Annotated in this window: 13 protein-coding genes; 9 read left to right on the top strand and 4 right to left on the bottom strand. The window is 72.0% G+C overall.

The annotated features are described in order from the left end of the window. Positions 1-3 precede the first annotated feature (3 nt). Together ACFWAR_RS21735 and pruA are read left to right on the top strand one after the other, a co-directional pair. Positions 4-930, top strand: coding sequence for a proline dehydrogenase family protein (locus tag ACFWAR_RS21735; protein ID WP_330332802.1), 927 nt, complete (start codon positions 4-6; stop codon positions 928-930). Between the two features lie 38 nt (positions 931-968). After that, on the top strand, positions 969-2,600 hold the full coding sequence (gene pruA, locus ACFWAR_RS21730) for an L-glutamate gamma-semialdehyde dehydrogenase (RefSeq protein WP_385779515.1): 1,632 nt from the start codon (positions 969-971) through the stop codon (positions 2,598-2,600). A 107-nt stretch (positions 2,601-2,707) separates the two neighbouring features. On the opposite strand, the gene ACFWAR_RS21725 is transcribed toward pruA, so the two are convergent. Then, complete coding sequence (locus tag ACFWAR_RS21725) at positions 2,708-3,628, bottom strand: zinc-binding alcohol dehydrogenase family protein (protein ID WP_385779513.1); 921 nt, start codon at positions 3,626-3,628, stop codon at positions 2,708-2,710. Between the two features lie 239 nt (positions 3,629-3,867). Here ACFWAR_RS21725 and ACFWAR_RS21720 point away from each other — a divergent pair, with 239 nt between their 5' ends. Further along, positions 3,868-4,707, top strand: coding sequence for a hypothetical protein (locus ACFWAR_RS21720; RefSeq protein ID WP_385779511.1), 840 nt, complete (start codon positions 3,868-3,870; stop codon positions 4,705-4,707). Next, a complete protein-coding gene (locus ACFWAR_RS21715) occupies positions 4,701-4,895 on the top strand; it encodes a hypothetical protein (RefSeq protein ID WP_385779509.1) in 195 nt (64 codons plus the stop codon). Before ACFWAR_RS21720 ends, ACFWAR_RS21715 begins: the two co-directional genes overlap by 7 nt. On the opposite strand, the gene ACFWAR_RS21710 is transcribed toward ACFWAR_RS21715, so the two are convergent. Then, the gene (locus tag ACFWAR_RS21710; protein ID WP_385779507.1) at positions 4,892-5,593 is read right to left on the bottom strand and encodes a nitroreductase family protein; all 702 of its coding nucleotides are present in this window, start codon (positions 5,591-5,593) and stop codon (positions 4,892-4,894) included. The two genes, ACFWAR_RS21715 and ACFWAR_RS21710, sit on opposite strands and share 4 nt — an antisense overlap. 104 nt (positions 5,594-5,697) lie before the next feature. On the opposite strand from ACFWAR_RS21710, the gene ACFWAR_RS21705 reads away from it, so the two are divergent. Next, positions 5,698-6,234 (top strand): GNAT family N-acetyltransferase, encoded by a 537-nt coding sequence (locus ACFWAR_RS21705; RefSeq protein WP_385779505.1) that lies wholly within the window; start codon positions 5,698-5,700, stop codon positions 6,232-6,234. A gap of 7 nt (positions 6,235-6,241) precedes the next feature. On the opposite strand, the gene ACFWAR_RS21700 is transcribed toward ACFWAR_RS21705, so the two are convergent. Together ACFWAR_RS21700 and ACFWAR_RS21695 are read right to left on the bottom strand one after the other, a co-directional pair. Further along, entirely contained in the window at positions 6,242-8,266 is a 2,025-nt protein-coding gene (locus tag ACFWAR_RS21700; protein WP_385779503.1) for a phosphocholine-specific phospholipase C, read from the bottom strand. 117 nt (positions 8,267-8,383) lie between these two features. Further along, entirely contained in the window at positions 8,384-9,397 is a 1,014-nt protein-coding gene (locus tag ACFWAR_RS21695) for an NADP-dependent oxidoreductase (protein ID WP_385779501.1), read from the bottom strand. 79 nt (positions 9,398-9,476) lie between these two features. Here ACFWAR_RS21695 and ACFWAR_RS21690 point away from each other — a divergent pair, with 79 nt between their 5' ends. The 4 genes from ACFWAR_RS21690 (at position 9,477) to ACFWAR_RS21675 (ending at position 13,194) form a co-directional block, all read left to right on the top strand. Further along, positions 9,477-10,376, top strand: a complete 900-nt coding sequence (locus tag ACFWAR_RS21690) for a LysR family transcriptional regulator (RefSeq protein WP_385779499.1) — start codon at positions 9,477-9,479, stop codon at positions 10,374-10,376. Between the two features lie 251 nt (positions 10,377-10,627). Next, the gene (locus tag ACFWAR_RS21685; protein ID WP_351048405.1) at positions 10,628-10,759 is read left to right on the top strand and encodes a hypothetical protein; all 132 of its coding nucleotides are present in this window, start codon (positions 10,628-10,630) and stop codon (positions 10,757-10,759) included. A gap of 80 nt (positions 10,760-10,839) precedes the next feature. Further along, entirely contained in the window at positions 10,840-11,880 is a 1,041-nt protein-coding gene (locus tag ACFWAR_RS21680) for a 3-isopropylmalate dehydrogenase (protein WP_385779496.1), read from the top strand. Between the two features lie 228 nt (positions 11,881-12,108). Further along, positions 12,109-13,194: a branched-chain amino acid aminotransferase gene (locus tag ACFWAR_RS21675; protein WP_385779494.1), complete on the top strand. Its 1,086-nt coding sequence runs from the start codon at positions 12,109-12,111 to the stop codon at positions 13,192-13,194. Positions 13,195-13,247 lie beyond the last annotated feature (53 nt).

The raw sequence follows: 13,247 nt of genomic DNA, 5'->3' as shown, positions 1-13,247 counted from the left end.
CCCGTGCTGGGTCCCGCGATCCTTGCCGCTTCGCGCAGCGACAAGATGCGCCGCATCGTTTCCGCCGCTCCGGTGACCAAGCCCGTGGTGAACCGGTTCATCCCGGGTGAGACGGTCGACCAGGTCATCCCGATCGTGGTGGACCTCACGCAGAAGGGCCTGGAGGTCACCCTCGACGTCGTCGGTGAGGACATCACCACCGTCGAGCAGTCGCACGCCGCCCGCGACGCCTACCTCCAGCTCATCGAGCACCTCGCCGAGCTGGGCCTGGGCGAGACGGTCGAGATGTCGGTCAAGCTCTCCATGTTCGGCCAGGCGCTGGAAGGCGGCCACGAGCTGGCCCTCGCCAACGTCCGCCCGGTCGTCGAGGCCGCCGCCGCCATCGGCACCACCGTCACGCTGGACGCCGAGGACCACACCACCCTCGACTCGATGTTCGCCATCCACGAGGAGCTGCGCCGCGACTTCCCGCAGACCGGCTGCGTGATCCAGGCGTACCTCTTCCGCACCGAGGCCGACGCCCGCCGCCTGGCCGCCGCCGGCAGCCGCGTCCGCATCGTGAAGGGCGCCTACAAGGAGCCCGCCGAGGTCGCCTACCAGAACAAGGCCGAGACGGACAAGGCGTACGTCCGCATCCTGAAGACGCTGATGGAGGGCGAGGGCTACCCGATGATCGGGTCCCACGACCCGCGCCTGATCGCCATCGCCCAGGAACTGGCCCGCCAGGCCGGACGCAAGCCCGACGAGTACGAGTTCCAGATGCTGTACGGCATCCGCAGCGACGAGCACCTGCGCCTGGCCGCCGAGGGCCACCGGATGCGCGTCTACACGGCGTACGGCACGGACTGGTACGGCTACTTCATGCGCCGCCTCGCGGAGAAGCCGGCCAACCTGCTCTTCTTCGTCCGCTCGATGATCACCAAGAACTAGCCGCGAACCGAGAACTAGCTCAAGGAGTTACCAGCCCCATGGATGCTGTGACCCAGGTCCCCGCGCCGGTCAACGAGCCGGTCCACTCGTACGCCCCCGGCACCCCGGAGCGCGCACGTCTCGAATTCCAGCTCAAGCAGCTGGCCGAGAACCCGATCGACCTGCCGATGACCATCAACGGCGAGAAGCGGATGGGCGGCGGCGACCGCTTCGACGTCGTGCAGCCGCACGACCACAAGTCCGTCATCGGTACCTACGCCAACGCCACCCAGGCCGACGCGCAGGAGGCCATCGACGCCGCCCTCGCCGCCGCCCCGGCCTGGCGCGCGATGGACTTCGACGACCGCGCCGCGATCATCCTGCGCGCCGCCGAGCTGCTGTCCGGCCCGTGGCGCGAGAAGCTGGCCGCCTCCACCATGCTCGGCCAGTCGAAGACCGCCCAGCAGGCGGAGATCGACACCCCGTGCGAGCTGGTCGACTTCTGGCGCTTCAACGTCCACTTCGCCCGCCAGATCCTGGCCGAGCAGCCGGTCGCGAACTCCGCCGGCGTGTGGAACCGCAGCGACCACCGCCCGCTCGAGGGCTTCGTCTACGCGATCACGCCCTTCAACTTCACGGCCATCGCGGGCAACCTGCCGACCGCCCCGGCCCTGATGGGCAACGTGGTCCTGTGGAAGCCGTCCCCGACCCAGACCCACTCCGCGGTCCTCCTCATGGAGCTGCTGGAGGCCGCCGGTCTGCCCAAGGGCGTCATCAACCTGGTCACCGGCGACGGCATCGCCGTCTCCGAGGTGGCGCTGAACCACCCCGAGCTGGCCGGCATCCACTTCACCGGCTCGACCAAGACCTTCCAGTACCTGTGGAAGACGGTCGGCAACAACATCGAGAACTTCAAGTCCTACCCGCGCCTGGTCGGCGAGACCGGCGGCAAGGACTTCGTCGTCGCGCACCCGTCCGCGGACCGCGGCATCCTGAAGACCGCCCTGACCCGCGGCTCCTTCGAGTTCCAGGGCCAGAAGTGCTCGGCCTCCTCGCGCGCCTACGTTCCGGCCTCGATCTGGAACGACGGCTTCAAGGAGGAGTTCGCGGCCGAGGTCGACGGCATCACCATGGGTGACGTCCGCGACCTGTCGAACTTCATCGGCGCGGTCATCGACGAGCGCTCCTTCGCGAAGAACAAGGCCGCGATCGACCGTGCGAAGGCCGACCCGACCTGCGAGATCGTCGCCGGTGGCACGTACGACGACGCGGAGGGCTACTTCGTCCGCCCGACCGTCATCGCCTGCACCGACCCGGCGAACGAGGTCTTCACGACCGAGTACTTCGGTCCGATCCTCGCCGTCCACGTCTACGAGGACGACGCCTTCGACGCGATGCTGGAGCAGATGGAGTCGGTGTCGGCGTACGCGCTGACCGGCGCCGTCATCGCCCAGGACCGCTACGCGGCGGCCGACGCGATGGAGAAGCTCCGCTTCGCCGCGGGCAACTTCTACATCAACGACAAGTCCACCGGCGCCGTCGTCGGCCAGCAGCCCTTCGGCGGCGGCCGCGCGTCCGGTACGAACGACAAGGCGGGCGCGGCCTCCAACCTGCTGCGCTGGACCTCGACGCGCTCCATCAAGGAGACCCTGGTCCCGCCGACCGAGTACGGCTACCCCCACATGGGCTGATGCCCGTACGGGCCGCTCCGCGGCCCCGCTGAACCCCGCCCCCGCTCCGGTACCCCCAAGTCCGGAGCGGGGGCGGTCCCAGTTTCCGCGGTCGTGGTGTGCGCCGGTCAGGGCACGAGCACGACCTTGCCGAGGTTGCGCCGCCCCTCGATGACGGCGTGCGCGCGGGCGGCCTCGGCCAGCGGGATCTCGGCGTGCACCGCCGGGCGCAGGACGCCCCGCTCCCACAGCTCCCACAGCTCGCGCAGCCAGCGGGCGTACACCTCGGGCTTCCCGCGCGCGATCACCGCCATCTGGAAGCCGATCACCGACGCGCCGCGCACCAGCAGCTCGTACGCCTCCACCGTGCCCCCGCCGGAGCCGAAGGCCACCAGCCGCCCGCCCGGGGCGAGCGCGCGGACCGCGGGGCCGAGCAGCGCGCCGCCGACCCCGTCGAGGACCACGTCGTACGGGTCCCCCCAGTCGGCGGCGTCGTAGGTCACCACCTCGTCGGCGCCCAGGGCGCGCACGAAGTCCGCCTTGTCGGGGCTGCCGACCGCCGCGACCACGCGCTTCGCCCCGCCCGCCCGGGCGTACTGCAGGGCCAGCGAGCCGACCGCGCTCGCGGCGGCGGTGACCAGCACCGACCCACCGGGCGCGGGGGAGCCCGCCTCGTGGGCCCCGCGCGCCACCAGCCCGCTGCGGACCAGGGCGATCGCGGTGGCGGCGCCCGCCGCGTCCGGGATCCGGGAGGCGAAGGCGGCCGGTACGACGGCGTACTCGGCGTAGGCGTGCGCGAAGCAGAGCCCGGTCACCCGCTCCCCGACCGCGAAGTCCGCGCCCTCGCCCACCGCCTCCACGACGCCCGCGACCTCGCCGCCGAGCGGCACCGGGCCGTCGCCGTCGCGGACCTTGCGGACGGTCGGCAGGGTCACCCCGATCGCCTCGGCGCGCAGCAGCACCTCCCCGGGACCGGGCGCGGGCACCTCCACCCGCTCCGTGAAGAGCACCTCGGGACCGCCGTTGACCTCGAACCGGACGCGCAGCATGCGTCGCTCCCCCCTGTGACCTCGATGAACGTCACAGGGTACGGAAGCCCTCCCGATGGGCCGTCATCCGGTGCTAGCCTGGCGGGAGTTGTCGTGCACGGCGACACGCTCCACAACTCGGGCCCGGCTTCCCGAGGGGGCGAAGGGCTCTGGCGAGTTCCCGTGCGGGGTGGATGCTTCATGCAGGGGATACGCGACCTCTACGCGTCCGTGCCGGGACGGGGGCCCCGAGGAGACGTATGTCCCGGCGCACCGACAACCGCCACCGTGTGGCCACCCTCTGCCGCGAGGCCACGGGCCTGCCGCACCACATCTGCCTCCAGTGGGCCGCCGACGGCCTGATCTCGCGCGCTCTCCCCGTCCCCGACGCGGAGAGCCCCGCGCAGCGGGCCTTCGAGGCGCGGGTGGTGGTCGCCCTGGCCGACGCGCTGACCTACGAGCCGACGTACGGCGCGCTCCTGGGGATCACGGCGGTGCGGCCCACCGCCTCCGGGCTCGGGATCGAGCTGGATCCGCGGACGTCGCACCAGGTGTTCGCCGCCTTGATGCCGATGTTCGACGCCGCGAGCGGCGCCCTCGACGGGGTGCCGGGCCTGCGCCGGGACCACCGCGGGGACGGCGGACTCCACCTGCGGTGCGCGGCGGGCGGCGGAGCCATCCGGCTGCTGCCGTCCGCGCCCGCCTGGCAACGGCCCCTGAGCCGGGCGGGCGCGATCGCCCTGGGGTACGGGGACACCCCGCTGCACGGCGTCGAACGGGCGCGCCTGGACGACTGGGACCGCGGCACGGCCGCCCGGGACCGGCTGCTCAGCCGGGTCCTGCGGCGCCCGCGGGTGCTCAACGCCGTCGGCGCGGCGCACGGCCGGGCGAACACCTACGGCCACGGACGCTCGGACCTCGTCATCGAGTGGGACGCCGATCCGGGGATCGCGGCGGTGGAGCGCGGGCTCCGGCGCAGCGGGCTGGCCGCCCCGGCCCCCGGGGCCGGCCCGCCCGACCCGCCCGCGGCCGGGATCATCAGCCTGGGCGGGGCCAGGCTCGTCCTGCGGACCACCGGGGAGGTGTGTCCCGCGTGCTGAGCGCAGCGATCGTGGCGGCGGCCGTGCTGGGGGTGGCCAAGGTGGTGCGGGACTGGCTGGTGTTGCGGCAGGTGCGGGCGGCCATGGAGGGGTGCTCCGCCGAGGACCGGGTGCGGATCGGGATGCGGCTGGCCGCGACCCTCGGCGGGCGGCAGGAGCCGCCCGCCGACGGCGCCGGGGACGCCTAGACCTCGACCATGACCTGGTCCAAGGACTTGCGCAGGAGGTCGGGGACCTCGCAGTCGGCGGCGGGGTAGCCGACCGGGATGACCGCGAAGGCCTTCTCGTTCTCGGGGCGGTTCAGGACGTGGCTGAGGAAGCGCATCGGGCTCGGCGTGTGGATCAGCGCCGCCAGCCCGCTCAGGTGCAGGGCGGACAGCAGCATGCCCACCGCTATGCCGACCGACTCGTCGACGTAGTAGTGCTTGCGCTTGGCGCCGTCGGGGCCGAGCCAGTAGCGCTGCTGGAAGACCACGATCAGCGCGGGCGCGTCGGTCAGGTGCGTCTTGACCGCGTCCGTGCCGATGGGGCGCAGGGCCGCGAGCCACTCGTCGCCGAGGCGGCCGTCGTAGGACAGCTGCTCCTCCTGCTCGGCCGCCGCGCGGATCTGTGCGCGCACGGCCGGGTCCTTGACCACGACGAAGGTCCACGGCTGCTGGTGCGCCCCGGACGGCGCGGTCGCGGCGCAGGCGATCGCGTCCCGGACGGCCTGCTCGGGCACGGGGTCGGCGGAGAAGTGGCGCACCGTGCGCCGCTGGTCCATCCGCTCCCGCAAGTCGGCGGCGCGCGCGAGGGTTTCGGGGGCGGGCATCCGCTCGGGCCGGTAGGCGACGGCGCGGTAGGGCTCGCCGTGGGTGGGGGTCCATTGCTGGGTCTGAGGCGACATGCGCCGAGTCTGCCGAGAGCGGTACCGCCCTGACCAGCACCGCGTCGGCCGAATCCGGCCGGTGCGACCCCCTTCGGCGTCCGCATTGCGGGTACGGTCCCCGCATGAGCGTACGCGTCGTGCACACCGCCGGGCTGGGCGAGGACGGGCTCCGCGAGGTGCGGGCCCTGCTGGAGGGCGCCTTCGAGGGGGACTTCGACGACCTCGACTTCGAGCACGCGCTCGGCGGGATGCACGCCCTGGCGTACGAGGGGGAGCGGATCGTCGCGCACGGCAGCGTGGTCATGCGCCGGGTGGTGCACCGGGGCCGGTCCCTGCGCACCGGGTACGTCGAGGCCGTGGCCGTGCGGTCCGACCGGCGCCGCCGGGGGCTGGGCGCGGGGATCGTGGCCGCCCTGGAGCAGGTGATCGCCGGGGCCTACGTGCTCGGCGCGCTCTCGGCCTCGGAGCAGGGGGCCGCCCTGTACGCGGGCCGGGGCTGGAGCGTGTGGGGCGGGGAGATCGGGACCCTGGGGCCCGGCGGGCCGGAGCGGCTCGCCGAGGAGGAGGGGTCGACGTACGTGTGGGCGCCGCCCGGTGGGGTCCTGCCGGACCCCACCGGGCGACTCGACTTCGACTGGCGCGACGGGGACGTGCTGTAGCGGGCGCTCAGCCGCTGATGCTCGGGGCGCCTGTCTCGATGTGGCCCGTGTAGCGGCGCGACCAGGTGCCGTCGGAGTCGGCCAGGATCGTGAAGTCGTACCAGCCGTTCGAGTACGCCACCACGTTCCAGAAGTCCTCGCGGGAGGAGTTCGCCGGGACGGTGTAGGTCCAGGGGCCGTCCGTGCGGTAGGCGTTGGAGCGCACGGTGAAGGTGACCGCCGAGGCGGAGGCGTTGGTCAGCTTGAAGTAGATCGCGGTCTTGCCGGTTCCCGGCTCGGTCGCGAAGCGGGCCGCCACCTCGATCGACCTGCCCGCCTTGGTGGTGTCTCCGATGAACCGGCGCAGGAAGCGGTTCGGGCCGACCATCGAGAGGTCGTACTTGCCGGAGCCGCTGCCGGTCCCGATGTTGAAGTAGTCGCTCGCGACGCCGCCCGGGTCGACCGTGTACTCCCAGGACGCGGTGTCGCGGTACTGGTGCGGGCGGATCTGGAAGTGCGCCGCGCTCGTGGCCTGCGCGCCCTGGTTGGTCATCGAGAACCAGGCGAGGATCTTGCCGGCCGCGCCGAACTCGAAGCGGTCGAGGTTGCCGTTCACCTGGTAGGGAAGGGCGCGCGCCGGGCGGGTCCCGGACTCCTGCACCGGCAGGGCGTTGTCCTGGGGGACCGGGTTGGACAGCGGGCCGCAGGTCGACTGCCCGATCACCTTCGCGGTGGACGGCAGGCCCGCCGGGACCCCGTAGACCGGGTGGGCGAAGTCGAAGACGCCGGTGAGGTCGCCGGTCACCTTGCGGCGCCAGGCGCTGATGTTCGGACAGGTGGCGGGGGTGCCGATGGCCGCGGTCCAGGTCTCCATGAACTGGAGCACGGAGGTGTGGTCGAAGACCTCGGAGCTGACCCAACCGCCGCGGGTCCAGGGGGACATCACGATCATCGGAACGCGGAAGCCCAGGCCGATCGGGGTGCCGTCGATGTACTCGCCGGGGGTGCCGGGCGGGGCGACGGGCGGCGGCACGTGGTCGAAGAAGCCGTCGTTCTCGTCGTAGTTGAGGAAGAGGACGGTCGAGTCGAAGACCTCGGGGTTGGCGGCCAGGGCGCGGTAGACCAGGTCCACGAAGTGCGCGCCGTCGGCGGGCGGGGCGTAGGGGTGCTCGGAGAAGGCCTCGTTGGCCACGACCCAGGAGACCTGGGGCAGGGTGCCGGCGACCACGTCCGCGCGGATGGCGGCGGCGATGTCGTCGGGGGTGGAGCCGGTGACCTTGGGGACCGATCCCATGCCCCGGTCCCACAGCGGGTTGCCGGGGGCGGCGTCGGTGAACTTCTTGAAGTAGGCCAGGCCGTTGTCGCCGTAGTTGTCCTGGGCGTTCTGGTAGACCTTCCAGCTCATGCCCGCCCGCTGGAGGGCCTCCGCGTAGGTCTCCCAGGTGAGCCCGGACTCGTCGCCGCCGTCCTTGCTGCCCGCGTCGACCTTGCCGCTCCACAGGAAGGTGCGGTTGGGCCCGGTGGCGCTGAGGGTGGAGCAGAAGTAGGCGTCGCAGATGGTGTAGTTGTCGGCGAGACCGTAGTGGAAGGGGATGTCCCCGCGGTCGAGGTAGCCGAGGGTGCGGGTGTTGCCGACGCCGGTGACGAAGTTGTCCATCCGGCCCTTGTTCCAGGCCGCGTGCTGGGAGGACCAGCTGTGCGGCAGGTCGCCGTTGCACTGGGCGAGGGTCTCGCCGTCGACCCCGCCGACGGCCGGGGTGGAGCTGAGCTTCCACGGGTACTGCCGGCCGCCCCAGTTGTACTGGTTGAACATGCCCCAGCCGCCCGGGATGTTGCCCGCGGCGCGGTCGCCGAAGCCGCGGACGCCCTTCAACTTGCCGAAGTAGTGGTCGAAGCTGCGGTTCTCCTGCATGAGGATCACCACGTGCTTCACGTCCGTGATCGTGCCGGTCGCGGCGGCCGCGGCGGCCGTCGCCGTCATCGGGGGCAGCGCCGCCCCCGCCACCAGCCCCGCGCCGATACCGACGAATCCTCTGCGGCTGATCGGAGTCACTGGCCACCACTCCCCACTCGGGTGCCCTGTCGGCACGTCAGCCGCAAGAGTGGCGGCGCGGGCTTCAAAGGTCTACAGCCGTGCGGTAAGGGTTCGGTGAACTTCGGGTGGCTGTATTCAGCCATCGATCCCGACGAGCATCTTGCCGAGATTCTCCCCGCGGAGCATGCCCAGGAAGGCGTCCACGGTGTGCTCGAAGCCCTGGACAACGGTGGTGTCGGTGCCGATCCGGCCACTGCGCAGGTGCGGGACGAGGAAGTCCTCCAGCTCGTCCTGCAGATTGGTGTGATTGCGAACCAATACCCCTTCCAGCCGCAGCGACTTGTGTACGACCTCGAAGAGGTTGCGCGGCGCGGCGGGCGAGCGGTCGGCGTTGTACATCGAGATCGCGCCCACCCAGGCGATCCGGCCGTACTCCCGCAGGACGTCGATCGCCCCCGCCAGGTGGTCGCCGCCGACGTTGTCCACGTACACGTCGATGCCGTCCGGGGCGGCCGCCGCCAACTGCTCGCCGACCGGGCCGTCGTGGTAGTCGAAGGCGGCGTCGAAGCCCAGGTCGCCGGTCAGGTGGGCGACCTTGGCCGCCGAGCCCGCGCTGCCGATGATCCGGCGCGCGCCGAGCAGCCGGGCGATGTGGCCGGTGGCGACGCCGACCCCGCCCGCGGCGGCCGAGACGAAGAGGTCCTCGCCCGCGCGCAGTCCCGCCGTGCGGGTCAGGGCCGCGTAGGCGGTCAGTCCGGTGCCGCCCAGGATGCTCAGGTAGGCCTCCAGCGGTACGCCCTCGTGGCCGCGCAGCACGCGGGCGCCGGCCACGCCGCGGGTGACGAGCGCGTGGGTGCGCCAGCCCTCCCGGTGGAAGACCAGGTCGCCCTCGTTCAGGCCCGGGTCGCGGGAGGCGATCACCCGGCCCACCGAGCGGCCCTCCAGCGGGGTGCCCAGCTCGAAGCCGCCCTCGCCGCCGTCCATCATCCCGCGGTGGTACGGGTCCACGGAGAGCAGCAGGTTCTCCACCAGGGCGGTGCCCGGGGCGGGGGAGGGGACGGGAGCGGCGGCGACGGTGAAGTCGGCGGCGGTCGGGAAGCCGGTGGGGCGGGCGCTCTGGTGGACGGCGTACGCGGTCTGGGAAGTCATGATCAGGAGGCTAGGAAGGAATCACCGGGTCGGGCAGGGGGTTGCGTTCATGGATGGGTGCCATCCATGAACGACGCTCATGGAACGAGGTGGGAGGCGCGTGGAGCTGTTGCCCCAGGAGCTGCGGGTGCTGGTCGCGGTCGCCGCGGCGGGGGGCTTCTCGGCCGCCGCCCAGAGCCTCGGACTCACCCAGTCCGCCGTCTCCCACTCGGTCCGCGGCAGCGAGGCCAAGCTCGGCGTCGTCCTCTTCGAGCGGGGCCGTACGGGCGCCAGGCCCACGCCCGCCGGGGAGCGCGCCGTCGCCCACGCCCGCCGGATCCTGCGGTTGTACGAGGTGCTGGCCGCCGAGGCGCGCGGCGCCGGGCGGGACTGCGGGGCCGACCGCGTCGAGGGACCGCTGCGCGTCACCGCCTTCCGCAGCGCCGCCCTGCACCTGCTGCCGCCGGCCCTGGCGCGGTTGACCGCGCTGCACCCCGGCATCCGGCCCGAGGTGCGCGTGGTGCGCGAGTTGGGGGCCGGCAGCGCGGGCGAGGTGGCCGCGGGCCGCGCCGACCTGGGCATCGCGACGCTGGGCGGGTCCGGCGAGGTGCCGCCCGGGCTGCTGACGGGGGTGCTCGTCGAGGAGGCGTACGCCCTGGTCCACCCGGCCGGGCATCCGAGTCCGCGCGCGCTGCCCCTGTTGGACTGGGACGAGAACTGCGGCTCCTACACCCGTGCGTGGTGGCGGGCCCAGGACTGGATCCCCGGCGCCACCGTCAAGGCGGAGGACGACGCGATGGTGCTGACGATGGTCGGCCGGGGGTTGGGGATGGCGATCATGCCCGAGCTGTCGCTGCGCGAGGCCACGGACGCCGTGGAGATCGTCGGTCTCGGCCCGCGCGGGCCCGTGCGGAGCGTGGGATACGTCACCACGCCGGAATCCGCCTCCACCCTGGCCGTCAGGGCGCTGATCAGGGAACTCAGGGCTGAGAGGGGCTGAAACGGACTGATCGGGAGGGGCTCGGACAGGTCCTTCCGGTGGGTTCGCCGTCTCAGATAGTAGGAAGTCCGAGTAATTGCGGAGACATACAGGGCGTGCTGGCCTAGCTTTGTAGGAGCCGAACGTCTCGCTGATCCAGCGAATGGCGGTCGAGAGCGTGCGCCCCGAGACAGGCAACCCCTGTGGCGCACCGTTCCCCGCCCCTTCCGGCGCCTTGAAGATCCCCCTCTCTTCTCAAGGAGTCGATCACCATGTCCGAGACCTCTGCCGTCCGCCGCGTCCGCCACGGCTCCCGCCCCGCCGACGCCGACCGCAAGAACGCCGCAGCCGCCCTCCAGCGCGCCCTCGACCGCCGTGACAACGGCGGCTCCACCGGGCACTGACCACCCGCTGCCCACGACATGTGCTGTCCACATCCTGGACGGCACATGTCGAGGGCTGGGACAGGGAGTACGGTTCCGACATGGCGACCAGCATCAATCTCGCAGTGATCCCCGGTGACGGAATCGGCCAGGAAGTCGTGGCTCAGGGCCTCAAGGTCCTTGCCGCGGTCCTGCCCCAGGACGTGAAGCTGGAGACCAAGGAATACGACCTCGGCGCCCAGCGCTGGCACCGCACCGGTGAGACCCTCCCGGACGCGGAGCTCGAATCCCTCAAGGGGCACGACGCGATCCTCCTGGGCGCCATCGGCGACCCGTCGGTCCCGTCGGGCGTGCTGGAGCGCGGGCTGCTGCTCAAGCTCCGCTTCGCCTTCGACCACTTCATCAACCTGCGGCCGTCGAAGCTCTTCCCCAACACCGCCACCCCGCTGGCGGGCCGTCCGGACATCGACTTCGTCGTCGTCCGCGAGGGCACCGAGGGCCCGTACACCGGCAACGGCGGCTCGCTGCGCACCGGTACGCCCGCCGAGGTGGCCACAGAGGTCAGCGTCAACACCGCCTACGGTGTGGAGCGCGTGGTGCGCGACGCGTACGAGCGCGCCAACGCCCGCCCCCGCAAGAAGCTGACGCTCGTCCACAAGAACAACGTCCTCGTCTTCGCCGGCCACATGTGGAAGAACATCTTCGACACGGTCGGCAAGGAGTACCCCGAGGTCACCACCGACTACCTGCACGTCGACGCCGCGACGATCTTCTTCGTCACGCAGCCCGAGCGCTTCGACGTGATCGTCACGGACAACCTCTTCGGTGACATCCTCACCGACCTGGCCGCCGCCGTGACCGGCGGGATCGGCCTGGCCGCCTCCGGGAACATCAACCCGACCGGCGCCTTCCCGTCCATGTTCGAGCCGGTCCACGGCTCGGCCCCGGACATCGCGGGCACCGGCAAGGCCGACCCGACCGCGACGATCCTCTCCGTCGCCCTCCTGCTGCGCCACCTGGGCCACGAGTCCCAGGCCGCCCGCATCGAGGACGCGGTCTCGGCCGACCTGGCCGAGCGCGACGGCACCTTCCGCAGCACGGACCAGATCGGCGACGCCCTCGTCGCACGAGTAGCCGGCTGACCCGGCAGCTCCACTTCCAGGAAGCCGCCGGGTGGCACACCGCACCCGGCGGCTTTTCCTGCACGGCCCCGGGTGCCACCATCTCCCCTGGGCCGCAACACCCCCGTTTCACCGGAGCCCTCGCGCGCGCGATAATCGAACGTGAGGCCGCGGAATGCGGGGAAGCTCGGACGTCCTAGTACGCCGTGAGCGCGGTCCGCCCTACGAACCGGTGAAGGACAAGCACTCATGACGACGCCCACGATCGAGCTGAAGCCCTCCTCGACCCCCCTGTCCGCCGCGGAGCGCGAGGCGATCCTGGCCAGCCCCGGATTCGGCCGCCACTTCACCGATCACATGGTGACGATCAAGTGGACCGAGGGACGCGGCTGGCACGACGCCGAGCTGGTGCCCTACGCGCCGCTGTCGATGGACCCGGCCAACATGACGCTGCACTACGCGCAGACGATCTTCGAGGGCCTCAAGGCCTACAAGCAGCCCGACGGCACCGTCGCCACCTTCCGCCCGCAGGCCAACGCCGAGCGGTTCCAGCGCTCGGCCCGCCGCATGGCGATGCCGGAACTGCCGACCGAGCTGTTCATCGAGGCGTGCGACGCGCTCATCAAGCAGGACCGCGCCTGGGTGCCGGACTCCGGCGAAGCCTCCCTCTACCTGCGCCCGTTCATGTTCGCGAGCGAGGTCGGCCTCGGTGTCCGCCCGGCGAACGAGTTCCTCTTCATCGTGATCGCCTCCCCGGCCGGCGCCTACTTCCCCGGTGGCGTCAAGCCGGTCTCCGTCTGGCTCTCCGAGGAGTACGTCCGCGCCGTCAAGGGCGGCACCGGCGACGCGAAGACCGGCGGCAACTACGCCGCCTCCCTCGTGGCCCAGGCCCAGGCCGCCTCGCACGGCTGCGACCAGGTGGTCTGGCTCGACGCGATCGAGCACCGCTGGATCGAGGAGATGGGCGGCATGAACCTGTACTTCGTGTACGGCGACCGCATCGTCACCCCGGAGCTGACCGGCTCGCTCCTGCCGGGCATCACCCGCGACTCCCTCCTCACCATCGCCCGCGACCTCGGCTACACCGCCGAAGAGGGCCGGATCACCACCGAGGACTGGAAGCGCGACAACGAGAACGGCACCCTCACCGAGGTGTTCGCCTGCGGCACCGCCGCCGTCATCACCCCGGTCGGCTCGGTCAAGTCCGAGCGCGCCGACTGGACCCAGGGCGACGGCGAGCCCGGTGAGGTCACCATGAAGCTCCGCAAGGCGCTCCTGGACCTCCAGACCGGCAACGCCGCCGACACCCACGGCTGGATGCACCCGCTCGGCTAGCCGCTCCCGCCCCGCCGGTACGACGACGGCCCGCGCCCCCGACGAAAGGGGGC

It is taken from the genome of Streptomyces sp. NPDC059917 (assembly GCF_042730635.1).
Classification (GTDB): Bacteria; Actinomycetota; Actinomycetes; order Streptomycetales; family Streptomycetaceae; genus Streptomyces.
Note: the sequence above shows the minus strand (reverse complement) of the source record. Positions and strands in the feature narration are given on the sequence as shown.

Bases quoted from the DNA above. Each gene is read 5' to 3' on its own strand.
- pruA (WP_385779515.1), top strand. From the start codon at position 969: ATGGATGCTGTGACCCAGGTCCCCGCGCCGGTCAACGAGCCGGTCCAC.
- ACFWAR_RS21725 (WP_385779513.1), bottom strand. From the start codon at position 3,628: ATGCTGCGCGTCCGGTTCGAGGTCAACGGCGGTCCCGAGGTGCTCTTC.
- ACFWAR_RS21720 (WP_385779511.1), top strand. From the start codon at position 3,868: ATGTCCCGGCGCACCGACAACCGCCACCGTGTGGCCACCCTCTGCCGC.
- ACFWAR_RS21710 (WP_385779507.1), bottom strand. From the start codon at position 5,593: ATGTCGCCTCAGACCCAGCAATGGACCCCCACCCACGGCGAGCCCTAC.
- ACFWAR_RS21705 (WP_385779505.1), top strand. From the start codon at position 5,698: ATGAGCGTACGCGTCGTGCACACCGCCGGGCTGGGCGAGGACGGGCTC.
- ACFWAR_RS21695 (WP_385779501.1), bottom strand. From the start codon at position 9,397: ATGACTTCCCAGACCGCGTACGCCGTCCACCAGAGCGCCCGCCCCACC.
- ACFWAR_RS21690 (WP_385779499.1), top strand. From the start codon at position 9,477: ATGGAACGAGGTGGGAGGCGCGTGGAGCTGTTGCCCCAGGAGCTGCGG.
- ACFWAR_RS21685 (WP_351048405.1), top strand. From the start codon at position 10,628: ATGTCCGAGACCTCTGCCGTCCGCCGCGTCCGCCACGGCTCCCGCCCC.
- ACFWAR_RS21680 (WP_385779496.1), top strand. From the start codon at position 10,840: ATGGCGACCAGCATCAATCTCGCAGTGATCCCCGGTGACGGAATCGGC.
- ACFWAR_RS21675 (WP_385779494.1), top strand. From the start codon at position 12,109: ATGACGACGCCCACGATCGAGCTGAAGCCCTCCTCGACCCCCCTGTCC.